General features: G+C 69.6%; 27 protein-coding genes and 1 pseudogene. 15 read left to right on the top strand and 13 right to left on the bottom strand.

Translation table 11 applies throughout. The features are described 5' to 3' along the window. Positions 1-37: 37 nt before the first annotated feature. The 4 genes from RM423_RS17010 to RM423_RS16995 form a co-directional block, all read right to left on the bottom strand. Complete coding sequence (locus RM423_RS17010; RefSeq protein WP_311424240.1) at positions 38-1,543, bottom strand: amidohydrolase family protein; 1,506 nt, start codon at positions 1,541-1,543, stop codon at positions 38-40. Beyond that, positions 1,540-1,683, bottom strand: coding sequence for a hypothetical protein (locus RM423_RS17005; RefSeq protein WP_311424239.1), 144 nt, complete (start codon positions 1,681-1,683; stop codon positions 1,540-1,542). The genes RM423_RS17010 and RM423_RS17005 overlap by 4 nt, the downstream gene beginning before the upstream one ends. 67 nt (positions 1,684-1,750) lie before the next feature. Further along, on the bottom strand, positions 1,751-3,160 hold the full coding sequence (locus RM423_RS17000) for a serine hydrolase domain-containing protein (RefSeq protein ID WP_311424238.1): 1,410 nt from the start codon (positions 3,158-3,160) through the stop codon (positions 1,751-1,753). After that, on the bottom strand, positions 3,157-3,315 hold the full coding sequence (locus RM423_RS16995) for a hypothetical protein (protein ID WP_311424237.1): 159 nt from the start codon (positions 3,313-3,315) through the stop codon (positions 3,157-3,159). Before RM423_RS16995 ends, RM423_RS17000 begins: the two co-directional genes overlap by 4 nt. Before the next feature lie 118 nt (positions 3,316-3,433). Here RM423_RS16995 and RM423_RS16990 point away from each other — a divergent pair, with 118 nt between their 5' ends. The 8 genes from RM423_RS16990 to RM423_RS16955 all read left to right on the top strand — a co-directional run bounded on the left by RM423_RS16990 (position 3,434) and on the right by RM423_RS16955 (position 12,112). Beyond that, positions 3,434-4,822 (top strand): serine hydrolase domain-containing protein, encoded by a 1,389-nt coding sequence (locus RM423_RS16990; protein ID WP_311424236.1) that lies wholly within the window; start codon positions 3,434-3,436, stop codon positions 4,820-4,822. Between the two features lie 130 nt (positions 4,823-4,952). Further along, complete coding sequence (locus tag RM423_RS16985) at positions 4,953-6,551, top strand: ABC transporter substrate-binding protein (protein ID WP_311424235.1); 1,599 nt, start codon at positions 4,953-4,955, stop codon at positions 6,549-6,551. Between the two features lie 60 nt (positions 6,552-6,611). Continuing rightward, positions 6,612-7,604 (top strand): ABC transporter permease, encoded by a 993-nt coding sequence (locus tag RM423_RS16980; RefSeq protein WP_311424234.1) that lies wholly within the window; start codon positions 6,612-6,614, stop codon positions 7,602-7,604. Between the two features lie 13 nt (positions 7,605-7,617). Further along, complete coding sequence (locus tag RM423_RS16975; protein ID WP_396327759.1) at positions 7,618-9,627, top strand: dipeptide/oligopeptide/nickel ABC transporter permease/ATP-binding protein; 2,010 nt, start codon at positions 7,618-7,620, stop codon at positions 9,625-9,627. Beyond that, a complete protein-coding gene (locus RM423_RS16970; protein ID WP_311424232.1) occupies positions 9,624-10,592 on the top strand; it encodes an ABC transporter ATP-binding protein in 969 nt (322 codons plus the stop codon). Before RM423_RS16975 ends, RM423_RS16970 begins: the two co-directional genes overlap by 4 nt. Next, positions 10,589-10,897: a hypothetical protein gene (locus RM423_RS16965; RefSeq protein ID WP_311424231.1), complete on the top strand. Its 309-nt coding sequence runs from the start codon at positions 10,589-10,591 to the stop codon at positions 10,895-10,897. The genes RM423_RS16970 and RM423_RS16965 overlap by 4 nt, the downstream gene beginning before the upstream one ends. A 32-nt stretch (positions 10,898-10,929) precedes the next feature. Beyond that, positions 10,930-11,844: a hypothetical protein gene (locus tag RM423_RS16960; RefSeq protein ID WP_311424230.1), complete on the top strand. Its 915-nt coding sequence runs from the start codon at positions 10,930-10,932 to the stop codon at positions 11,842-11,844. Next, on the top strand, positions 11,825-12,112 hold the full coding sequence (locus tag RM423_RS16955; RefSeq protein ID WP_311424229.1) for a hypothetical protein: 288 nt from the start codon (positions 11,825-11,827) through the stop codon (positions 12,110-12,112). Before RM423_RS16960 ends, RM423_RS16955 begins: the two co-directional genes overlap by 20 nt. Positions 12,113-12,151: 39 nt before the next feature. On the opposite strand, the gene RM423_RS16950 is transcribed toward RM423_RS16955, so the two are convergent. The 5 genes from RM423_RS16950 to RM423_RS16935 form a co-directional block, all read right to left on the bottom strand. Next, a complete protein-coding gene (locus RM423_RS16950) occupies positions 12,152-12,700 on the bottom strand; it encodes a cupin domain-containing protein (protein ID WP_311424228.1) in 549 nt (182 codons plus the stop codon). Then, the gene (locus tag RM423_RS16945; protein ID WP_311424227.1) at positions 12,697-12,819 is read right to left on the bottom strand and encodes a hypothetical protein; all 123 of its coding nucleotides are present in this window, start codon (positions 12,817-12,819) and stop codon (positions 12,697-12,699) included. The genes RM423_RS16950 and RM423_RS16945 overlap by 4 nt, the downstream gene beginning before the upstream one ends. Before the next feature lie 88 nt (positions 12,820-12,907). After that, positions 12,908-13,363, bottom strand: coding sequence for a cupin domain-containing protein (locus tag RM423_RS16940; RefSeq protein WP_396327758.1), 456 nt, complete (start codon positions 13,361-13,363; stop codon positions 12,908-12,910). Beyond that, complete coding sequence (locus RM423_RS25720) at positions 13,360-13,977, bottom strand: alpha/beta fold hydrolase (protein WP_396327757.1); 618 nt, start codon at positions 13,975-13,977, stop codon at positions 13,360-13,362. The genes RM423_RS16940 and RM423_RS25720 overlap by 4 nt, the downstream gene beginning before the upstream one ends. Further along, entirely contained in the window at positions 13,905-14,243 is a 339-nt protein-coding gene (locus RM423_RS16935) for a hypothetical protein (protein WP_311424225.1), read from the bottom strand. Before RM423_RS16935 ends, RM423_RS25720 begins: the two co-directional genes overlap by 73 nt. 155 nt (positions 14,244-14,398) lie before the next feature. Here RM423_RS16935 and RM423_RS16930 point away from each other — a divergent pair, with 155 nt between their 5' ends. Next, positions 14,399-15,052: a TetR/AcrR family transcriptional regulator gene (locus tag RM423_RS16930; RefSeq protein WP_311424224.1), complete on the top strand. Its 654-nt coding sequence runs from the start codon at positions 14,399-14,401 to the stop codon at positions 15,050-15,052. Between the two features lie 38 nt (positions 15,053-15,090). On the opposite strand, the gene RM423_RS16925 is transcribed toward RM423_RS16930, so the two are convergent. Then, entirely contained in the window at positions 15,091-15,963 is an 873-nt protein-coding gene (locus RM423_RS16925; protein WP_311424223.1) for an alpha/beta fold hydrolase, read from the bottom strand. 96 nt (positions 15,964-16,059) lie between these two features. On the opposite strand from RM423_RS16925, the gene RM423_RS16920 reads away from it, so the two are divergent. Beyond that, entirely contained in the window at positions 16,060-16,473 is a 414-nt protein-coding gene (locus tag RM423_RS16920) for a winged helix-turn-helix transcriptional regulator (protein ID WP_311424222.1), read from the top strand. Positions 16,474-16,514: 41 nt separating this feature from the next. Then, a pseudogene (locus RM423_RS16915) lies at positions 16,515-16,785 on the top strand (IS1380 family transposase); the annotation flags it as partial. A gap of 277 nt (positions 16,786-17,062) precedes the next feature. Here the strand turns inward: RM423_RS16915 and RM423_RS16910 are convergent. Beyond that, positions 17,063-17,518 (bottom strand): MarR family winged helix-turn-helix transcriptional regulator, encoded by a 456-nt coding sequence (locus tag RM423_RS16910; RefSeq protein ID WP_311424221.1) that lies wholly within the window; start codon positions 17,516-17,518, stop codon positions 17,063-17,065. A gap of 63 nt (positions 17,519-17,581) precedes the next feature. Here RM423_RS16910 and RM423_RS16905 point away from each other — a divergent pair, with 63 nt between their 5' ends. Both RM423_RS16905 and RM423_RS16900 read left to right on the top strand, forming a co-directional pair. Then, positions 17,582-17,953: a VOC family protein gene (locus tag RM423_RS16905; protein ID WP_311424220.1), complete on the top strand. Its 372-nt coding sequence runs from the start codon at positions 17,582-17,584 to the stop codon at positions 17,951-17,953. A gap of 34 nt (positions 17,954-17,987) precedes the next feature. Continuing rightward, entirely contained in the window at positions 17,988-18,854 is an 867-nt protein-coding gene (locus RM423_RS16900; RefSeq protein WP_311424219.1) for a DNA-3-methyladenine glycosylase family protein, read from the top strand. 249 nt (positions 18,855-19,103) lie between these two features. Here RM423_RS16900 and RM423_RS16895 read toward each other — a convergent pair whose 3' ends face one another. Both RM423_RS16895 and RM423_RS16890 read right to left on the bottom strand, forming a co-directional pair. After that, entirely contained in the window at positions 19,104-19,244 is a 141-nt protein-coding gene (locus tag RM423_RS16895; protein ID WP_311424218.1) for a hypothetical protein, read from the bottom strand. Between the two features lie 163 nt (positions 19,245-19,407). Then, positions 19,408-19,563 (bottom strand): DUF6131 family protein, encoded by a 156-nt coding sequence (locus RM423_RS16890; RefSeq protein ID WP_311424217.1) that lies wholly within the window; start codon positions 19,561-19,563, stop codon positions 19,408-19,410. A 151-nt stretch (positions 19,564-19,714) separates the two neighbouring features. Here RM423_RS16890 and RM423_RS16885 point away from each other — a divergent pair, with 151 nt between their 5' ends. Both RM423_RS16885 and RM423_RS16880 read left to right on the top strand, forming a co-directional pair. Further along, positions 19,715-20,371, top strand: a complete 657-nt coding sequence (locus tag RM423_RS16885) for a response regulator transcription factor (protein ID WP_311424216.1) — start codon at positions 19,715-19,717, stop codon at positions 20,369-20,371. A 53-nt stretch (positions 20,372-20,424) separates the two neighbouring features. Then, positions 20,425-20,640 carry a hypothetical protein gene (locus tag RM423_RS16880; protein ID WP_311424215.1) on the top strand — a complete coding sequence of 72 codons (216 nt, stop codon included), beginning with the start codon at positions 20,425-20,427 and terminating at the stop codon, positions 20,638-20,640. Positions 20,641-21,007: the final 367 nt, after the last annotated feature.

The raw sequence follows: 21,007 nt of genomic DNA, 5'->3' as shown, positions 1-21,007 counted from the left end.
TTGCGCTGACGCGGGCGTTCGGTGGCGGGCGACAGCCTCATACGTCACCGCTGCGCACGGGCCGCCCGGGGAGCGCGTTCGGGACGACCTCGCCGTCGCGGACCACGGGAGTGCCGCCCACCAACACGTGGCGGAAGCCTGTCGACGGCATGAGATCGGTGTACGTCGCATGGTCGGTCACCGTGGCGGGGTCGAAGATCACGAGGTCTGCGTCGGCACCTACCTGGACCCGTCCCTTGCGCCGCATGGCCGGGACTGCGGCGGTGAGGATCTGTGCCGGCAGGAGCGACGAGCGGCGGATGGCCTCGGTCAGTGTGAGCAGGCCCCGCTCCCGGACCAGCCAGCGCAGTGTCCGGGCGTAGGACCCGGCCGTCCTGGGATGGGCGACCAGTCCGGTCGGCAGCGGCCACCGGTCGGCCGCGACCGCGCCGCCGGGCTCGATCGGGGCCATGGCGTCGGTGGCGATCGCGGTCTCGGCGAGTAGGAACGACCGCTCCAGGATGGCGAGTTCCGCCGGCTCCTGCTCGTCGAGAAAGTGCACGACGACCAGCCCGCCCGGGTCGGTCGCCCGCAGTTCCCGCAGCCGGTCGGCATCGGAGATCCGCTCGCGGGTGGCCAGGTAGGTGAGGGATCGCGGAGTGATGCCCATCCGGTGCAACACTTCCGGCGCGAGGAACGCGGCGCCGATCACCGTGGAGCCCGCGCCGTACGGATACGCCTCGGTGGTCACCCGCACGCCCTGCGCGCGGGCAGCGGTCACGGCGTCGGCGACCTCGTCGATCATCCGGTTCGAAGTGCTGTTCACGTGGCACATGTGCATGTGCGCGCCGGTTCCGGCGGCGGCCGCGATCACCTCCAGCGCACCCTCCAGGGAGGTGTTCGGCTCCTCGGTGGAGATGTAACGGGTGTGGGTGAAGGTCGGTACCCCCAGCCGCTGCGCGAGCGCGGCCAATCGGAAGTATTCGGCCCGCCCGCTATCGGGGGCGTAGCCGACCAGGACGCCGATTCCCAGCGCGCCTTCGCCGACCGCCTCCTCGAGGGTGCCGAGGATCCTGGCCACCTCCCGGTCGTCGGCCGGCCCGCGCCACCTCGGGTGGCGCTGGTGGGCGGCGAAGGCAGCCAATCCGCCACGGCTGTCCGGATGCAGTTCCACGCCGTCGAGGACCTGCATCCGGGCGTGGACCCAGCCGGCGGAGAACCCGAAGTTGACCGGCCGGCCCTCGGCCTCCGCTGCGGCGTAGGAGGCGGCCACCGGGAGGACTCCGGCCTCCAGCTCCAGCGCTGTGGTGACCCCGTCGAGCGCCTGCAACCGCAGCCCGGTAATAGTCTGGGCGTGGCTGTGCAGGTCGATGAACCCGGGGGCCAGGACGGTGCCGGCGACGTTCCAGGTGACCCGCGCCGGAGGGGCGGTCTCGCCGACCGACACGATTGTGCCGTCGGTGATCCCGACCGCACGCACCGCGTCCAACGCGGTTTCCGGGTCGATCACCCGCGCACCGATGAGCGCCAAATCGCACTGTGTCCCAAGGGAGGACGCGGTCATGACGGGCTCCCCTCGGGCGCGCGCAGCGCGGCGTCGATCAGTCCGGCCCGCACGGCGTGCGGCGGCTCGGCGCGGAGCACATGCTTGTTGGTGGGGCGCAGCCGGCCGCCCACTGCCCCCAGGCCGTCCAGCGTCGCCACCCGCTGCTGCTCGGCGGCCGCCGTCGTCGAACATCTTCCGGGACAGGTCGCCAGCGTCGCTGAGATGTCAGCTCCGCTTCGGGTTGGCGCGCGCGCCGTAGTGGACGTAAGCACTGCCGTCGGCCAGCGAGTAGAAGGTCACCGCCATCCAGCTCTCCTGATCCGGCGGCCGGGCGGCGAACAAGCCCTGCTCGACCGGGTGCAGCTCGAGCTCCCGAGTGGTCGCGCCGGAGGCCTCGGCGATCGCACCGGTCGGGATCACCCGCATGACGAGTCCGCCGCCGCGCTCGAAGACTTCGGTGGTGACCGAGCTGCGCTCGTAGCTGCCGACGTAGCGGGCGAGCTCCACCTCTGGCGCCTGCTCGGGCGGCTCCAGCTGATCAGCCACGGTGACGTCGGCCAGCTCAGCGAAGACCTCCCGGTACAGGTCGCGGTAAAGGTCGCCCGCGTGCCCGCCGTTGGTCAGCAGTGCGACGGCGAGGCCCTGCGAGGGCAGCACCCGCAGGAAGGCGTTCTGCCCGAACGTGGAGCCGTCGTGACCGTAGAGGCGCTCGGCATTCCAGTCGAACCGGATCCAGCCCAGGCCCCACGAGTCGCCGAGGGAGTACTTGTCGGGCAGGTCGGCGTGCTCGGCCTGCATGTCGGCAGTCGATGCCGCCGACAGCACCGCCGTACCACCGGGAGTCAGCCCGCCGCGCAGATGCAATCGGGCAAACGAGGTGAGATCGCGAGCGGTGGCGTTGATCAGCCCGGCGGGGCCGACCGAGCGGGGCATCACCCACGACTTCACCGAGTGCGACTCCTGCTCTGGGTCGGGGGAGATGTGTCCCACGGCGGCGCGGTGCAGGATCGCCTCCTCCGGCAGCGTGGAGGTATGCGTCAACTCCAGCGGTTCGATGATCCGCTCGCGCAGCACGGCGTCCCAGGTCTTCCCGGTGAGCACCTCGATCACCCGCCCGGCGAGGGAGAACCCGGAGTTGCAATAGGAGAACGTGGCGCCGAGCGGATGGTTCTGCGGGGCGTCGGCGAGCGCGGAAACGTACTTTTCCAGACAGTCGTCGCCGCGACCGGTGTCGGTAAAGATGTCACCGTCGATGCCGCTGGTGTGCGTCAGCAGGTGCCGCATGGTCACCTGCTTGGCGACGTCGGGGTCACTGAGCTGCAGCTCGGGCAGCACCTCGATCAGCGGGGCGTCGAGGTCGATCCGCCCCTCCTCGACCAGCTGCATCACCAGGGTCGCGGTCCACACTTTGGTGATCGAGCCGATCTGGAAGACCGAGTCGGTGGTCACCTCGACGCCGGTGGCCTTGTTCAGCACGCCGGTGGCGGCCTCGATCAGCTCGTCGTCTGCGGAGCCGTTCCCGAGGCGAAGGATCGCCAGGGTGGCGCCCACTACCTGATGCCGCTCGGCGAGCTCGCCGAGGCGCTGTTGCCAGTGATCCTGGTCGATGCGAGGTCGTGCGGTCGTCGCGGTCACGTGCTGCTCCGTCCAGTCGAGGATGCGGGCCGCTCGACCTCGCCGCCGTCAACCGTGCGCCCCACGTAGATGACCTGGCGCCCGTCGGGTGAGAGGGTCGGCTCGCTCGGCAGCTGCAGTGGTGCGATGTCGTCGAGCGCCAGCGGTCGGATCATGGGTGAAAGCATGCCGTCGGGTTCGGAGGGAATCTCCGTCCGTACGGACGAAAGAACCCGGCCAGCACTGGCGGAAACTACGAACACCGCGGCGACCGCCGTCACTACCTTTTCCTCCATGACGAAGCTGGATGAGCTCGGAGCGTGGCTCAACGACCGGCTGCCGGTGCTGCTCTCCACACACGACGTGCCGGCCGCGGCCGTCGCGGTCTGTGCGGGTACCGAGGTGATCGACGCGGCGGCCGGACTCCTGAGCTCGGCGACCGGCGTGGCGGCGACCGCGGACTCCGTCTTCCAGATCGGCTCGATCACCAAAGTGTGGACCGCGACCCTGGTGATGCAGCTGGTCGAGGAGGGGCGGATCGACCTCGACGCGCCGCTGCGTCGCCATCTGCCGGAGTTCTGCCTGGCCGACGAGGCCGCGGCGAGGGCGATCACGGTGCGCCAGCTGCTGAGCCACACCGCGGGCTTCGAGGGCGACATTTTCACCGACACCGGCACGGGCGAGGACTGCCTCGAGAAGTACGTCACCCAGCTCGGCGACGTACCGCAACTGTTTCCGCCGGGCGACCTGTTCTCCTACAACAACGCCGGCTACTGTCTACTCGGCCGGCTCGTCGAGGTGCTCCGCGGTAAGCCGTACGACGACTGTCTGCGCGAGCACCTGTTCGCCCCGCTCGGGCTCACCCACGCGGCCACCGGTCCCGCTGAGGCGATCATGTTCCGTGCGGCCGTTGGGCACATGCGGCTGGCGCCCGAGGCCGACCAGGAACCCGCGCCCATCTGGGCGCTGGCCCGCTCCAACGCGCCGGCGGGCTCCCGGCTGGCGATGCGGGCACGGGACCTGCTGACGTTCGGTCAGCTGCATATGAACGCGGGAACGGGCTCCGGTGCCAGCACCGTGCTCGGTCCGGGCACCATCAAGGCGATGCAGGAATGGCAGGTCGAGTTGCCCGACCTGCGCGTGCTGGGGAACGCGTGGGGTCTGGGCTGGGAGCTGTTCGACGCGCCGGGCGCCGTGGTCATCGGGCACGACGGCAACACGCTCGGCCAAGCCGCCTTCCTGCGCCTGGTTCCCGAGCGGAGGGTGGCGGTGGCGTTGCTGACGAACGGCGGTGATGCGTACGCGCTGTACCGCGACGTCGTCGGACACGCGCTCGCTGAGCTCGCCGGCGTCGACCTGCCCGCGCCCCCCGTGCCGCCGGCCGACCCGCCGCGCATCGACGGGTCCCGCTACGTCGGGGTCTTCTCCAGCCGGGTTGCCGACCTGAGGGTCACACAGGACGACGACGGCCGAATCTGGGTGGAGACACGGCCCAAGGACGTCTTCGCTGAGCTCGGTGAGCAAGGCGACTGCAAGGAGCTCGTCCACTTCGCCGACGACACGTTGATCCCGCTGAAAGCGGATCACGGGATGCATCTGCCGCACGTCTTCGTCGGCGACGACGGGGCCGGCCGCGCCCGCTACCTGCACGTCGGCCGGGCGATGCCCCGCGCTGACGGGTAACGGCCCGGCGGACAACGTAGTCCGATCCACGGAGATGACGGGGCAACCTCGTCCGTACTCCACCAACACCGGGGGCCCACCAGGCGGCACCCTTCTCGCAAAGCCCCTTTCCAGGGAGAGGACACACACGATGAGGCTCACCACGACCATCGCCGGCGTCTGCGTCTGCGTCGCCGCGACCGTGCTCGCCGGATGCGGCGGGAAAAGTAACGGCGGGAAAGCCACCGGTGGCGGCAAGGTGGTCAACGGTGGCACGTTCACCATGGCGCTCACCGCCGACCCGGGGAACCTCGACCCGCAGGCCTCCGCGTCGACGGGTCTGTTCCAGGTCAGCCACTTCGCCTACGACTCGCTGACGAACGTCGACCTAAATGGCAAGTTGTCCAGCGGCCTCGCAGATACCTGGAAGGCAACGGGTCATCAGGTGACCCTGACGCTGCGCGACAAGATCACCTGTTCCGACGGCACCCCGTTCACCGCCGACGACGCTGTGGCCAACCTCAACTACATAGCCGCCCCGAAGAACAAGAGCCCGTTCCTCGGTGTGTTCCTGCCGGCCGGCGTCAAGGCCAGCGCGAGCGGCTCGACGGTGACTCTGACGCTGGCGTCCCCGGCTCCGTTCGTGCTGCAGGGGCTGTCGAACGTGCCGATGGTCTGCAAGACCGGCATGACCAACCGATCGGTGCTGGCACACCAGACCCGCGGGACCGGTCCGTACACGCTGAAGGAGGACGTCGCCGGCGACCACATCACCTTTGCCAAGCGCACCGGCTACACCTGGGGCCCGGGTGGCGCGACCACCGCGACCCCGGGGATGCCCGACACGGTTGTCGTCAAGATCGTGTCCAACGAGACCACCGCGGCCAACCTGCTGCTGTCCGGGGGGCTGAACGCGGCCAGCGTCATCGGCCCGGACGCCCAGCGGCTGAAGGGGGCCAACCTTTTCGCCGCGCAGGAAGACTCGTTGCTCGGCGAGATGTGGTTCAACCACGCGACCAGCCGGCCCGGCGCCGACGCGGCGGTCCGCAAGGCCCTGACCCAGGCCGTCGACCTCACCCAGTTGGAGAAGGTGCTCACCTCCAACAGCGGCAGGCCGGGCACCACGTTCGCGGCAGCGCCTCCGGTCGCCTGCCCCGGCGACTCGATCAGCAGCGCGCTGCCTCCGCACGGTCTGGACAAGGCCAAGCAGACCCTCGACGACGCCGGGTGGAAGGCCGGCCCCAACGGCACCCGAACCAAGAACGGAACCCCGCTGCACCTCACCTTCCTCTACGACACGGCCTACGGATCCGGCGGCTCGGCCGCGGCCGAGCTTGCCACGTCCACGTGGAAGCAGCTGGGCGCCACGGTGACTATGCAAGGCCAAGACGACACGCAGATCCTGCAGACCGTAATAGGAGGCAGCGGGAACTGGGACGTGGCCTGGCTGCAGCTCAACGTGAACAGCCCGGACCAGCTGGTGCCCTTCCTGTCGGGCCCGGCCGCTCCCGCCGGGAGCAACTTCGGACACATCGCCAACGCCGCCTACCAGGCCGGGGTGGCCAAGGCGATGACCATGCAGGGCACGGAGGGCTGCAGCACGTGGCTCGCGGCCGAGTCGAACCTGATCAAGGACGCCGACGTGATTCCTTTCGCCAACCGGGTGATCAGCACCTTCGGCAAGAATGCCCGGTTCGACTCAGGCCAGACCGCCGTCGTCCCGACCAGCATTCGGATGCTGGCCGGCTGAGCGCCGGACCGGACGAGCGGAGAGCCAGAGCAATGGCGTCAGGGAAGGGAGCTGCTGGCAGTGTCGAGCCTGACCGCGTCACCTAGCGTGTTCACCGGACTGGTCGACAACCCTTGGGTGCGGTTCGCGGCCCGCCGCTCCGGTCAGTTCGTGATCTCGGTCTGGGTGCTGATCACCGCGTCCTTCCTGATGATCCACCTGATCCCCGGCGACCCGGTCCGGGCCGCCCTGGGCCCGACCGCACCGGCGGCATTGGTGGCAGCGCGCCGGGCCGAGCTCGGCCTGAACGACCCGATATGGGTCCAGTACTGGCACTACCTGCGCGGAGTGTTCACCGGCGACCTCGGGACGTCGGTGACCTCCCAGCTGCCGGTGTCCCAGGTGATCGGGCAGCGGCTGTCGGCAACCGTCGAGCTGGCGGTGCTGGCCTTCCTGGTCGCCATCGCCCTCGCTGTTCCACTCGGCGTCGTCATGGGCGTCGTGACCCGCGGCGGTCGCGCCCGCCGGGCAGAGCTGGCGTTCTCCGGCACGAGCGTGGTTCTCGGGTCGATCCCGGAGTTCCTGCTCGGTGTCGGACTGGTGTACGTGTTCGGCGTCAGCCTGGGCCTGCTGCCGGTGGCCGGACGGTCAGGCGCCGAGTCCTACATCCTGCCGGTCCTGTCGCTGGCCATCGGCCCCGCGGCGGCGCTGGCCCGGATCATGCGCGTGGAGATGCTCTCGGTGCTGCAAGCCGACTACGTCCGTACCGCGCGGGCCAAGCGGCTTCCCGCGCCGAAGATCTATCTTCGGCACGCGCTGCCCAACGCGCTCACCGCTGTCATCACCCTTGGCGGATTGCTGCTGAGCGCGCTGGTCGCCGGAACGGTGTTGGTGGAGACGGTGTTCGCGTGGCCCGGCCTGGGCAGCACGATCGTCCAGTCCATCCTGGCCAAGGATTACCCCGTCGTCCAAGGCGTGGTGCTGGTCTACGGCGCAGGGGTACTGATCATTAACCTGGCCGTCGACGTGGCGCTGGCGCTGCTCGATCCGCGTTCCGTCATCCGAGAGAGCTGACCCCATGGCCGAAATGATGACGCCGACTGCGCAGCCCTCGTCCGCGGACCCGCGCCCGCGCCGGCGCCGGGGCCGCTGGCTCGCGGTGCTGCACACGCCAGTGGGGGCGAGCGCCGGCGTACTGCTGGTCGGCGTACTGCTGCTGGCGATTCTCGCGCCACTGTTCTGGACGCACCAGGCGAACGCCGTCGACACCAACCACGTCCTGGAGGGTACGTCCAGTGCACACTGGGTCGGCACCGACAACCTGGGCCGCGACCTGTTCTTCCGGGTTCTGGTCGCGACCCGCCTGTCCATCGGGCTGGCCCTGCTGGCAACCGCGATCGCGGTGGTCGTAGGGCTGATCCTGGGCACAGCCCCCCTGTTGGTCGGCCGTCGGGCCGGCCGGCTGGTGACCGCAGTGGTCAACATCGCGGTGGCCTTTCCCGGATTGCTGCTGGCCCTGTTCTTCGCGGTGATCTTCGGGATCGGGAGGACCGGGGCTGTGCTCGCGATCGGCTTCGCCGGCGCACCCACCTTCGCGCGGCTCTCCCAGACGCTGGCCGCCGGCATCGCCGAGCGGGACTTCGTCGCCGCGGCCCGCATCGCCGGCGTCAACCGCGTCCGGCTGCTGCTGCGCCATGTGCTGCCCAACATCGGCGAGCCGCTCGTGGTGAACGCGACGATCGGCGCCGGCGGCGCCCTGCTGTCCTTCGCAGGCCTGTCCTTCCTCGGCCTCGGTGTGCAGGCACCGAGCTACGACTGGGGGCGCCTGCTGCAGGACGGGCTCAGCGGCATCTACCTCCACCCGGCAGCGGCGCTCGCCCCCGGTGTCGCGATCGTCGTCGCCGGGCTGACCTTCAACCTCTTCGGTGAATCGGTGGCCAAGGGCATCGGCCTGACCGGCACGATCGGCCGCATACCGCTACTCAGCGCTGGCACGGATGCCGAACAGCCCGCCGCCGCGACGCCGGACGAAGGTATCCCTGCACAGGACCGGGAGGAGGCCCCGAACGCCGTGCTCGCCGTCGAGAACCTGTCGGTGACCTTCCCCGGCGCCGACGGTCCGGTGCGGCCGGTGCGCGCCGTAAGCTTCGCCGTCCGCCGCGGCGAGGCGGTCGGGGTCGTCGGCGAGTCCGGTTCCGGCAAGTCGTTGACGGCGCTGGCGGTCGCCCGACTGATCGAGGAGCCCGGTCACGTCGCGGCCGACCGGCTGGAGTTCCTCGGCACCGACCTGCTGGCCGGCACGGCACGGGCGCACCGCCAGCTTCTGGGCACGTCGTTCGCCATGGTGTTCCAGGACCCGATGACCTCGTTCAACCCGACCCGGCGGATCGGGCATCAGCTCGCCGAGGTCGCCCGGCAGCACCAGGGCATGACCCGTCAGCAGGCGCTGGCCCGCGCCGTCGACCGGCTGCGCGCCGTGCGGGTGCCGGCCGCCGAGCGGCGCGTCCGGCAGTACCCACACGAGTTCTCCGGCGGGATGCGGCAGCGCGCCATGATCGGAATGGGTCTGATGGGCGACCCGGCGCTGATCATCGCCGACGAGCCCACTACCGCACTCGACGTCACCGTGCAACGGCAGGTGCTGGAGCTCCTGCAGTCGATCAGGGCCGCGGACAACGTCGCGTTGCTGCTGATCAGCCACGACGTCGCAGTGGTCCGGCAGGTCTGCGACCGGGTGCTGGTGATGTATGCCGGACGCATCGTGGAAGACGTCCCGGCGGCGGAGCTGTCCACCGCGGCCCGCCACCCTTACACGCGGGCCCTCGTCGCCGCCGTCCCGGACATGCACGTCGACCTGAACCGGCCGCTGCCGGTGATCCCCGGCCGCCCGGTGGACCCGGCGCACCAGCCGGTCGGCTGCCCCTACGCGCCCCGCTGCCCGCTGGCCGGCGAGCGGTGCATCCGCGAGGATCCCGCGCTGGTCGCTGACGAGGCCGGGCGGCGGGTCGCCTGCTGGCACGCGGGTGAGCCGATCCCCGACGATTGGCAGGAGAAGGCCATGGCACGGGACATCATCGGCGCGGGTGAACCGTCATGAGCGAGCTGCGCTTCGAGGACGTCACGATCCGCTACGGATCCCGTCGGCGCGGCATGACCGCCGCCGACGGGGTGAACCTGACGGTGCCCGACGGCTCCGTCGTCGGGCTGGTGGGGGAGTCGGGGTCGGGCAAGTCGACGCTGGCCCGTGCCGCGGTTGGGCTCACGCCGCTGCACAGCGGCCGCATTCTGCTCGACGGCGAGCCGCTGCGGCAGCGGACCGGCCACCGTCCCCTCCAGATGGTCTTCCAGGACCCGTACTCGTCCCTCGACCCGCGGATGACGATCGGGGACAGCATCGCCGAGGCGATCCCGCGCGGCTCCCCGTCCACCGCTCGCCGCCGGGAGGTCACCCGCCTGCTGGAGATGGTGGAGCTCGACCCGGGGCGCGCCGGTTCCTACCCGATGCACCTGTCCGGCGGGCAGCGTCAGCGGGTGGCGCTGGCCCGGGCGCTGGCCGGCCGCCCCGACGTCGTGATCGCCGATGAGATCACCTCAGCCCTCGACGTCTCGATCCAGGGCACCGTGCTCAATCTGGTCCGCACCCTGCAACGTGAGCTCGGCATGTCGATGCTGTTCATCTCGCACAACCTCGCGGTGGTCAGGTACGTGGCCAGCACGATCGCCGTCATGTACCTCGGACGGATCGTCGAGCACGGTCCCGCCGCGCAGGTGCTCACCGATCCCCAGCACCCCTACACCCGTGACCTGCTCGCCGCCATACCGGGGACGGACGAAGCCAGGTTCTCCGCGGCCGGAGGCAACCCCGCTCTGGCAGTCGTAGCGGCGGCCGAGCCGGCCGATCCGCACGCCCCGCCCCCCGGCTGCCGGTACCACCCGCGGTGCCCGATCGGTCCGCTCGTCCACCCCGAGCGCGACATCTGCCGCACGACCGAGCCGTCAGCCGACCACCGGCACGCCGCGGCCTGCCATTTCGCCCCCGAAGGACGTGGCCTGAAGCTATGACCGCGTTGTGCGAGCGGATGCAGAACTCTCTCGGGCTGGCCAGCGCCCCAGGGCTCCCGCCACTGGCGCGCGCGGCCGTCGGCGGGGCGTCCGACGGCAACTTCACCGCTGGGATCGGCGCGCCGGCCCTGGACGGCCTCGGAGCCACCGGCGGCGGGGCGCACGCCGACGACGAACACGTGCTCGTGGCGGATCTCGGCGGGCGCGCCGCGCTGCTTGCGGCGCTGATGGCGGACGTGCTGCGCGAGCCACAGCCGTCCACCGCGACCAACGCGGCCCCGCCTTCTGGTGCCCGGCGACCATGACTGGTGGACCGGAGCGTTTCACGAGGAGCGACGTGACCAACTCCAATGTCACTCCCCCCGATGTCGCCGAGTGCGTGGACCCGGCGGTAGAGGCCGCCGCTGCCGCCGCGCGCTCCGCCGGCGTCGCCATCCGGGAGATCGCCGAGGTCACGGACCTCGACGCCGTCGGCCGGCTGTACGACGGCATCTGGCGGCGTCGGGACGCGGGGGCGCCGATCACCACCGAGCTACTGCGCGCCTTCGCCAAGACCGGCAACTACGTCGTCGGCGCCTTCGACGGGACCGCCCTGGTCGGTGCCTGCGTCGGCTTCTTCTCCGCTCCCGCCGACGGCGCGATGCACAGCCACATCGCCGGCGTCTCCGAAACGGCGCGCCGCCGTCACATCGGTTTCGCGCTGAAGCTGCACCAGCGGGCCTGGGCGCTGCGCCGCGGCGTGTCGACAATCGGGTGGACCTTCGACCCGCTCGTGGCCCGCAACGCCTGGTTCAACGTCGTCAAGCTCGGCGCCGGGCCGGTCGAGTACCTGCCGAACTTCTACGGCGGCATGCGCGACGGCATCAACGGCTCCGACGACAGTGACCGGCTGCTGGTGCACTGGGAGCTGGCCGCACCCGAGGTGGCCGCGGCCTGCGCGGGGCACAGCCGGCCCAGCGATGCCGTGGCCGAGCAGGCCCGAGGTGCCGTCCTCGCGCTCGGCGTATCCGCGCTGGGAACACCGGTGCCGGGGTCGCTCGACGCGCTGACCTCGCTGGTTGCCGTGCCCTCCGACATCGAGGCCATCAGATCCGCCGAGCCTGGCCTGGCGAAGGAATGGCGGGTGGCTATGCGGGAGGCCCTGGGCGGTCTCATGGCCGGCGGCGCCCGGATCACCGGGTTCGACCGGGCCGGCTGGTACGTCGTCTGTCGGGACACGACCCGGCCGCTAGGTGAAGGAGGCGCGGGATGAAGCTCACCGGAGTAGAGCTGCGCCGACGCCCTCGGGGCCGTCGAGTGGCAACCGGCGTGCCGCGCGGGCCCTCCTCGACTCCACCGACCGCACCACCGAGTTCCAGCAGTACACCAACTCCCCGCACGGGACGTACTGGTGTACCTCCCAGACCGGCACCACGGCCACCGGGCGGTGCTCGGTCAGCCCGGACGCGACGTGCTGCCGGCGCCCCGGCGTCGACGACGCCGAGGTCTACTGCTCCCTCGATCGCCACGTCGGCCGCTGATGCCGACGGTCGAGGGGCGGCGCCGGGACGCCGGCCGGGTCAGCCCGGGGCGCGCAGGCTGGTGAGCTGCTCGATGTCGTAGCGGCGGCGCAGGTCGGTGACCGCTGCGGGGTCCGGGTGCCCTGCGCCCGCGCGCAGGACCTCGGCGAGCTCGTCGAAGTAGTTGTCGTGCCCGCCGGGGACCGAGGACTGGAAAAATACGCGGGTGGTGGCGCCGCTGGTGTTGGCGAAGGCGTGGGGGACGCCCGGCGGGACGTGAAGGAAGGCGCCCGGGCCGCCGGACAGGTAGCGCTGGCCGTCGGCGGACTCCCACTCGTGCCAGTCGGGCATGCTGCGGTCGACCGGCTCGAAGGCCAGCACGTCCAGGCGCCCCTGCAGGACGTAGAAGACCTCCTCGCCGTGGTGGTGCACGTGCGCGCCGACGTCGTAGCCGGGCGGCACGACGACCTCGAATGTCGAGGCGAAGGGCTCCCGGTCGCTGCCGACCTTGACTGTCGCGTCCAGGCCGCCTCCCACGATGCGGCGTCCGGCACCGGGGGGCAGCGCTACCCCGGTGGTGGCCGGCGGGGTGTTCGCGGGTGTGGTCATGAGTCCTCCTGGGGGTGGTCGTGGTTGATCACGAGGGCGACGCGGCCGAGGTTCTCGTCGTCCTGGAGCAGCCGGTGCGCCTGCTCGGCGTGCTCGGGGACGCAGGTGGTGCCCATCACCGCTGGAGGCCCTTGGCGACCTCGGCTTTCAGCGCGGCGACGCCGGTGGCGCAGGCGGGGTCAGGAGTCGCCTGCGGCGCCGGCGGGGTCAGGAGTCGCCGACCACCTCGGTGGCGTAGCGCGACATCACCTCGCCGATGGTTTGCCGGTTGAGGGGCCGGCCGGCGGCGATCATGTCGTGCAGGTCGCGGAAGTACTGCACGTACCTGTCGGGGGTGAAGGTGTTCAGCAGCACGGTGGTCTCGTCGCTGGGGTTGGCAAAGGTGTGGGGCGCCCCGGGCGGGACCATCACGAACGTGCCGGCGCCCACTTCGTAGCTGTCTGCTCCCACGGTGAAGCGGGCGATGCCGGAGACGACGTAGAACCCCTCGTCGTGTTGGGCGTGGCGGTGCTGGGGCGGGCCGTCTGTGTGGGGGGCGATGACGATCTCCGCTACGCCCAGGCGGTGCTCAGTGGTGCTGCCGTCCTCCAGGATCCGCAGGCGTGTGGGTCCGGACAGTGCCACCTCACCGCCGTCCGGCCCGGTGATCTTGACGTCGGTCATGGTGGCTTCCTCTGCTCGCGGTTCCTCAGCCCCGGGAGCCGGCGGCAGGCCGGCGACGGCTGAGGGGAGGGAGGCCGTGAAGGCGGTGAGGGAGGCGAGCACCTGCTCGGGAGTTTCCAGTTGGGGCAGGTGCCCGGTGGCCTGCAGGAGCTCGAACCGCGCGCCTGGTATGGCGGCGGCGTAGGCGCGCCCGACCTCGACATCGATGATGCGGTCGGCGTCGCCCCACAGCACCAGGGTCGCACGCTGATCGCTGCCAGGCGCGCTCGCAGGTGGGGGTCGGTCATGGTCGTGCCCGCGTACAGGGCCAGGGCGGCGCCGTTTGCGGCCATGACGGCCTGCTGGTCGGGGGAGAACGTCGTGGGGTCGATGCGGAAGGCGTCGGGGTCGTGGTAGCTGAGCTCGGCGATCTGGGCCATGCTCAGGGAGAAGAAGTCCGCGATCGGGTGGTCGGGCACGTCCAGCCCGGCAGCGTCCAGGAGCACCGCGCTGCCGAGGCGGGGTGAGCCGGTCAGGGCGATCTCGGCGGCGATCCAGCCGCCTATGGAGTTGCCGATGACGGTGACCTCGTGCAGGTCCAGCTCCTCCAGCAGCGCGGTGTAGACCGCGGCCAGGGCGCGGATGCCGTCAAGGCCCTCCGGGCGGACAGTCCCGTCGAAGCCGGGGTGGGGACGATGGCCCGCAGCCCCTTGCGCAGCGCCAGCAGGTCGGCGAAGCCGGTGACGGACCGCGGACCGGCCCCGCCATGCAGGAGCAGGACCGGGCGGCCCCGGCCGCGCTCGGTGAAGGTCACCGGCACCGGGCCGATGCCCGCCAGGTCACCCGTTCTGAGGGTGCGCGTGGTCGTCGTAGGCGTGGTCGTCGCTGGGGTGCTGGTCATGGCGGGTCTCCTCGCGGGGTGGGACCGGGGCGCCCCGTCTCAGTGCTGCTCTCGGTCCCCCAAACCTTAGTAGAGATGAATCGCATCGTGCCAGTCAAGTCTCACGAAGAGAGACCCCTCTTGCTAAGGGGCGGGAACCGGGAGATGATGTGCTGGTGACCACGTACGCCGCAGTAGGGCGGCTGAACCAGAAGGAACGCACGCGGGCAGCGATCGTGGAGGGCGCTCGTGACCTCATCCGCGCCGGCGCTGAAGTCACGATGTCCTCGGTGGCCGGCGCCGCGCGCGTGTCGGAGGCCACCGCCTACCGCTACTTCCCTGACGTTGTCTCCCTTCTGCGCGAAGCAGTCATCGACCTGTGGCCTTCCGCGCAGAAGGCCCTGCAGCCGGTCGCCGACAGTCGTGATGTGGTCGAGCGGGTCGCCTTCGCCACCGACTTCCTCCTACGCGAGGTGCTGCACTACCAGGGCGCGGTGCGTTCGATCATCTCCGCATCCATCACCAGGCCGCAGAACGCCGCCGCGCGCCCAGGGCGACGCTTCGGGCTGATCGACCACGCCCTGGCCCCCCTGGCCGACACCCTCGCACGTACCGAAGCCCCAGCCCTGGCTCAAGCCCTGGCCCAGCTGCGCCGAGACCTTGCCGTCGTCATGAGCGCCGAGGCCCTGTTCACCCTCACCGACCTGTGCGAGCTGGCTCCCGACGACGCCATCACCAGCGCCGTGACCACCGCCAGGACCCTGACCCAAGCGGTGGTCGAAGCCGCTGACGAGGAGTACCGCGAACCCGCGCCCCACCCCCGGCGCTAACCCGCGTGCCGCGCGCGGTCGCCGCGTGTCAGGAGGGTTCACACCGCGAGTCCGATGGCGACTGTAAGAAACGGCATGAGCAGGTCGATCAGGGCCTGCGGCCGGTGGAGGGGGATGATATGGCCGCAATCGCTCATCACGCGGCTGGTCAGATGGTCCGCGATCGGTTCCAGCTGACGGTGCAGAGCATCTCCGACAGTCGCCGCGCCGATAGCCATGGTCGGCATAGTGAGGCGTCGGGCACGGGTGGCAGATTGCAGCTGCGCGGCGTTCGTGGCGGTGGCCCGGTAGTACTCGAATCCGCAGCGCAGCGATTCGCTGCCGGTGTAGGCGGCCTGGAATGCGTGGCGGATGGTGTCTTCGATCTCGTGGCCGAGGGTGCCTTCGTTGAGAAACCAGTCGATGTATTCGGGTTCGTGCCCGACCAAGACCGTCTCGGCCAAGCCCGGCGTGGCGTGGAAGCCGAACCACCATGGCGGGCCGTTTGCAAAAAGAGCCTCGGCTCCCGGCAGTCCGGGCAGGAGTGCCTCCATCAGCACTAGGCGCTCGATCCGGGCAGGTTGGTCCAGCGCGAGTGCGGATGCCACCGGTACGCCTGCATCGATTGCCACGATGGAGGCCTGCTCCTCGCCCACGGCGTCGAGCAGGGCGGCCGCGTCCGCGGCCAATGTGACCGCGTCATAACCCTCGGTCGCATGGGTACTTCCGCCCAGGCCGCGCAGGTCAGGTGCGATGACGCGGAAATGCGGCGCTAAGTGCGGGATGAGACCCGTCCAGAGCTGCCAGGTGTGCGGCCACCCGTGTAGCAGCAGCACGGCGGGGCCGGTCCCGGCGGTAGCGACGTTGATGTGAATGCCGTTTGCGGCAACGCGCTGGATCTCGACGTGTGTTGGCGACGGTTGTGATGCCATGGCGGCCTCCTAGTATCAATTCGTTACGTGGTCTACGTTAGGAACTAAACCGGTGCTCCGGAAGACGGCACTTCAGGGGAAGGTGGTGAGGTCGCGGTGACCCCCTCCGGTGCGCGTACCTTGGCGAGGCCAGCAGCACGCGGGGACCTGTTCGACCCGACGTGTCCCACCCGGCAACTGCTGGATCGCATCGGCAGCAAGTGGACCTCCATGGCGATCAAGGTGCTTGCAACGGCAGCTCCGGATGAGGTTCGCTTTGCCGAACTCCGGCGGCGGATGCCAGGGGTCTCGCAGAAGATGCTGTCGGGCACGCTGCAGGCGCTGGCGCGGGACGGTTTGGTAGCGCGTCGGGTGGAGGCAGCCGTTCCCCCGCGTGTCCATTACCGGCTCACCGAACTCGGCCTGTCCCTAGATATGCCCCTGGCCGCGGTGCGTGCGTGGGCAGAGGAACACATGGGCGAAGTGGACCAGGCGGCCGCCCTATGGGATGACGCTCGGGCCAACAGCTAGCAGCGCCGGCCGCCGCGGCACAAGCGGCGAGGAAGAAGAAAGCCAACCAGGTGCCCGGACGGCTGGTCGTGCGAGGCATCCCCGACCTCAACCCGAAAGCCACGACCGGCCAGGCGACGCTGTTCGACACCTGGCGCTTTCCACGCCTTCTTCACCACCAGCCACCCGAGCGACTCGATACCGTGGCCGCCGACAACACCCACCGTGGCCACGCGATCATCGAGCAAGTTCACGCCGACCTGAAGAACTCCACGCTCGCGCACCTACCCTCCGGCAAGTTCAGCGCCAACCCCGCACACGCTGAGCTCGCTGCGGCCATGGCCGACGCGCTGCGCGGGCGCGGCATCCCCGACCCGGCCGCGAGCCTGGCCGCCGAGACAGGACTAGCCGTCTTCAAGGTCGCCTTCGCACGCTGGATCAGTGAACCTGACCAGCTCGACCTACCGAAAACCTTCCGGGCGGCGATGAGCGAACTCAGACACACCTTCGCCGAGTTGCCTCACCGCACCCGTCCGGCAATTAGGTAGCGTCTTCTCCGGGCGTGAAACGCGAGCAGGGTCCGAGTCCGTACCACCATCTGCTGGCGCAGTCACGCCCGGGATCTCCCGGTGAGCGCGGCGGTGCAGGCGGCGAGGTCGGCAAGTAACCGTTGTTGAGCGTCCGGTGCCAGGGGGGCGAGCATCTGCTTTTCGATGGCGCGGACCGCGGTGCTGGCCGCCTGCAACTGCACGCGCCCGGCCTCGGTGAGTTCGGTGGGCAGTGCCTTGCCGTGAGTGGCGACGGCAGCCCGGGCGAGCAGGCCGCGTTGCTGCAGGGACTGCAGTACCAGGTTCATGGACTGCCGGCTGACAAAGGTGGCCCGGGCCAACTCCGAACTGGACAATCCCGGCCGCTGGTCGAGCACTTCGAGGCAGGAGTACTGCGGAACCGTCAGCTCCAGCGGGCGCAACACCGTGTCCATCGCCGCGCGCAGGGCGGTGGCGGCCTGTTTGAGCACGTATCCCACCGCCTCGTCCACGGGGCCGACGGTTCCTGCTTGACTCATGTCAACATTCTGACACATACTCTGGGATGTCAATACACTGACACCAAACAAGAGGAGCCTCACATGACCGTGACCGGACCGACCTTTATCGCCCTGCAGGTGCGCGACCTCGACCGGGCGTCCGCGTTCTACGAGACGCGCCTGGGACTCAAGCGCACACCCATGTCCCCGCCCGGTGCGGTCGTGTTCGACACCAAGCCGGCCTCGTTGGCAGTCCGGGAACCGTTGCCCGGGGTCGACCTCGACGCCGCCCGTCCCAACCCCGGGATCGGCGTCGCACTGTGGCTGCACGCCGACGACGCCCAGGCCCTGCACGACCGCCTGGCCGCCGGCGGCGTCCCCATCACCGTCTCCCCGTTCGACTCCCCGTTCGGGAGGACCTTCACCTTCACCGACCCCGACGGCTACGCCATCACCATCCACGACCAGGCCTGACACGCCACCAGCTCCCAATCAGACCGGCACCGTGATGAGACGACACACGATCGAGGCGGAGGTGCTCGGCCCGTGGTCCCTCACCACCAGCCGAGCGTTCTGGGAAGGCTTCAACCCTTCCGCGTTGGCCGACCAGCGAGCGGGACACGGGATCCACACCGTGTTCCGGGTGGAGGCCGACTGGTCACGGGCCGAGGCGCAGGTCACGCAACGCGACCACCTCGCGACCATCAGCATGGCCGGCGACGGCGACCTCAAGGCCGCCGCCGACCAGGTTCGCCGGTTCCTCTCCCTGGACGTCGACGCGCGTGGTTGGCCCAACGTTGCTCGCCGCGACCCGGTCATCGCCGACGCGCAGGATCAGCTACCCGGTTTGCGTCCGTGCGGTTTCCACTCACCGTACGAGGCCGCGGCCTGGTCGGTGCTGTCCCAGCGCATCCGCATCGTGCAAGCCGCCCGCCTCCGGGGCGACCTCGTCGACCGGCACGGCGACCACGGAGCATTCCCGGCCCCGCAAGTTCTCCGCACTCTGGACCTCGATCTGCCCGGCCGCAAGACCGAATACCTCCAGGCCGTCGCCGACGCCGCGCTCGACGGGCGCCTTGACGGAAACGCACTGCGAGCCGTCGACCCCGATGTCGCGGTCCGATCAGTCCAGGAGATCAAGGGGCTAGGGCCGTTCGCGGCCGAACTCGTGGTGCTGCGTGGCGCCAACGCTCCCGACGTCCTGCCACGCCACGAGCAGCGCCTGGAAGCTGAGATCGTCGAGCGTTACGGCACGGATCAGACGCTGGCCGAGGTTTCCGAAGCCTGGCGTCCCTACCGCACGTGGGCCGCAGTCCACTTGCGCGCGCTGCGCGAGCAACGGACCCACGAGATCGGCGGACCGAACGGCCACTGACATCGGCACCTGAACGCCTTTAATGCGCCCCCGCGCAGTGATGACCCGCTCAGGGGGCGGCGGTCTGCCTCCCGCAGCGGTGCCGCTGATCAGCTCGCGGGGTGGGCAGGACGTCGTCGGGTTCTGCCCATGGAGGCAGCGAAGCGTGGTCGACGAGCAGAAACGTCCCGCCGACGAGGTGTCCTGCAAATCGGGAAGGTACACGGGAGGTCGAGGGGCGTGGGTTCTGGCGCACTTTTCGTGATCGGCTCATGTTGCGAGGAGTATGTGCTTGCGGAGTAGGTCGAGGTTGGCGCGGCCGTACATCTGTCGCTTGAAGAACTTGATCTTGTTGGCGGCTCCTTGGACCATGCCGGAGTTGTGGCTCGTGGTGAGGTCGAAAGCGTGCACGCCGATCTGGCGTGAAGTTGCGTCTTCCTGCCGATCGATCACGTGGATGGGAGGGCTGCCACAACGCTGTGGCAGCCTCCCCACGCCGCTGGAGTTCGCCCGTGAGGCGGTGACGGCCCCGGCTGGCGGCTCTCTCCGGGAACGCTGACTAGCCAGGCCCGGATCAGAAATAGTGTCTGCGGCCACCGACCTCGCGGCCTGCTGCTCCCAACGCCATCAGGATGAGACCGATGACCAGGACCACGATCCCGATGGTCCACAGGATCGCGATCTTGGCGACAAAGCCAATGATCAGCAGCACAATGCCGAGGATGATCATGAGAGTGCCTTTCAGTGAGTCTGGCGTACGAGCCAGGAGTACGACGCCATGGTGTTCCGTGGCGGCCCCGAGATGGTGACCTCGAACAGGGCTCACTCAACCACCCCTACGGCGGGTGCGGCACACCCCTAAGGGGGTTATCGTTCCGTGCATGCCCCCGACGAACCGCCCGATCACGGTCGCTCTGGTCGATGACTACGACGTGGTGCTTGTCGGTGTTGCGCACATGCTCTCGCCCTACCGCGATCGGATCGTCATCGCTGAGATCGACACCAACGAAGCCGTCGCCGACGTCGTCGACATTGCGTTATACGACTCCTTCGCCCAGCCCGAGTCTGATCGCGGCGAGATCTCGGTATTGGTCGACAACCCCCGGGCGCGCCGCGTCGTGATCTACACCTGGAACTTCCATCCCGATTTGATCGACACCGCACTGCACAAAGGAGCACACGGCTACCTGTCCAAGACGCTCCCCGCCCGGGACCTCGTCACGGCCCTGGAAGCCGTGCACGCCGGTGAGACCGTCGTCAGCGAGGCACCCCGTACGCGCAGCGCACCGGGACTGGACTGGCCCGGGCGCGGTGAAGGCCTCACCGACCGCGAGGCAGAGATCCTCGCCCTGATCACCCAGGGAAAGAGCAATGCCGACGTTGCGGCGTTGACGTTCCTGAGCCCCAACACCGTGAAGTCCTACATCCGCGCGATCTACCGCAAGATCGACGTTGCCAGTCGTACCCAGGCCGTCCTCTGGGGAGTCAACCACGGCTTCACCCCCGACCATGACCGCATCCAGCACTGGCGCAGCTGACCACGAGGGTCCGCGGTCACCGAAAGGGACTACGTTGCGGTCGAGGTCGGCGGGTGTACACGCCGCTGCCGGAAGGTCGCGATGCGAAACTGTCACGGCTACTGCCTACTGACGTAATCGACGTGGACGGCGCTCTTTATGAGCTTGGCGCGGTCCTGAGTGACGTGGCCGGGGAAAGCGTTGAGACCCATCTCGATGACGATGCCGGCGTCGATCCACCCCTCTTGAACCGGAACAGGGTCTGGGAGCGTCGTCAAGCGCCGATATGACGAGCGTTTGAGACGACGTCCCGGTTGTCACCTTGACTTGGTGTTGTCCCACAGCGACGACGATCGGCTCTTCGGACGTGGCGGCGCAGCGGGTTGGTCGTTCGTGCTCGGCATGGCCACACAATCGGCAGCCGACGTCCGCCATCAAGGCTCCTAGGGCGTGAAATCCGCGGCGTTGACGAGCCCTGAGGCGGTCGGCCTTCGGCGACTTGGTGCTCTAACCCGAAACTTTCACGCGGCGCCTGTTGATCGTCGTTCTTGGGGCGGCAGCCTCTGTGGTTTCCGATTGTGCCGTGCGGGCAGGACAGTTTGGCCGAGGTCGCTCGGTGCGCCGGTTCCACGTGCCGGTGTGTTTCTGGTTGTCGAG

Source organism: Jatrophihabitans lederbergiae (genome assembly GCF_031845305.1).
Lineage (GTDB): Bacteria > Actinomycetota > Actinomycetes > Mycobacteriales > Jatrophihabitantaceae > Jatrophihabitans_A > Jatrophihabitans_A lederbergiae.
The sequence above is the reverse complement of the archived record's forward strand: the minus strand, read 5'-3'. Positions and strand labels throughout refer to the sequence as shown.

Coding starts and splice junctions, on each gene's coding strand:
- RM423_RS17010 (WP_311424240.1), bottom strand. CDS start 1,543: ATGACCGCGTCCTCCCTTGGGACACAGTGCGATTTGGCGCTCATCGGT.
- RM423_RS16995 (WP_311424237.1), bottom strand. CDS start 3,315: ATGATCCGACCGCTGGCGCTCGACGACATCGCACCACTGCAGCTGCCG.
- RM423_RS16990 (WP_311424236.1), top strand. CDS start 3,434: ATGACGAAGCTGGATGAGCTCGGAGCGTGGCTCAACGACCGGCTGCCG.
- RM423_RS16985 (WP_311424235.1), top strand. CDS start 4,953: ATGAGGCTCACCACGACCATCGCCGGCGTCTGCGTCTGCGTCGCCGCG.
- RM423_RS16975 (WP_396327759.1), top strand. CDS start 7,618: ATGATGACGCCGACTGCGCAGCCCTCGTCCGCGGACCCGCGCCCGCGC.
- RM423_RS16970 (WP_311424232.1), top strand. CDS start 9,624: ATGAGCGAGCTGCGCTTCGAGGACGTCACGATCCGCTACGGATCCCGT.
- RM423_RS16965 (WP_311424231.1), top strand. CDS start 10,589: ATGACCGCGTTGTGCGAGCGGATGCAGAACTCTCTCGGGCTGGCCAGC.
- RM423_RS16950 (WP_311424228.1), bottom strand. CDS start 12,700: ATGACCACACCCGCGAACACCCCGCCGGCCACCACCGGGGTAGCGCTG.
- RM423_RS16940 (WP_396327758.1), bottom strand. CDS start 13,363: ATGACCGACGTCAAGATCACCGGGCCGGACGGCGGTGAGGTGGCACTG.
- RM423_RS16935 (WP_311424225.1), bottom strand. CDS start 14,243: ATGACCAGCACCCCAGCGACGACCACGCCTACGACGACCACGCGCACC.
- RM423_RS16925 (WP_311424223.1), bottom strand. CDS start 15,963: ATGGCATCACAACCGTCGCCAACACACGTCGAGATCCAGCGCGTTGCC.
- RM423_RS16910 (WP_311424221.1), bottom strand. CDS start 17,518: ATGAGTCAAGCAGGAACCGTCGGCCCCGTGGACGAGGCGGTGGGATAC.
- RM423_RS16905 (WP_311424220.1), top strand. CDS start 17,582: ATGACCGTGACCGGACCGACCTTTATCGCCCTGCAGGTGCGCGACCTC.
- RM423_RS16900 (WP_311424219.1), top strand. CDS start 17,988: ATGAGACGACACACGATCGAGGCGGAGGTGCTCGGCCCGTGGTCCCTC.
- RM423_RS16890 (WP_311424217.1), bottom strand. CDS start 19,563: ATGATCATCCTCGGCATTGTGCTGCTGATCATTGGCTTTGTCGCCAAG.
- RM423_RS16885 (WP_311424216.1), top strand. CDS start 19,715: ATGCCCCCGACGAACCGCCCGATCACGGTCGCTCTGGTCGATGACTAC.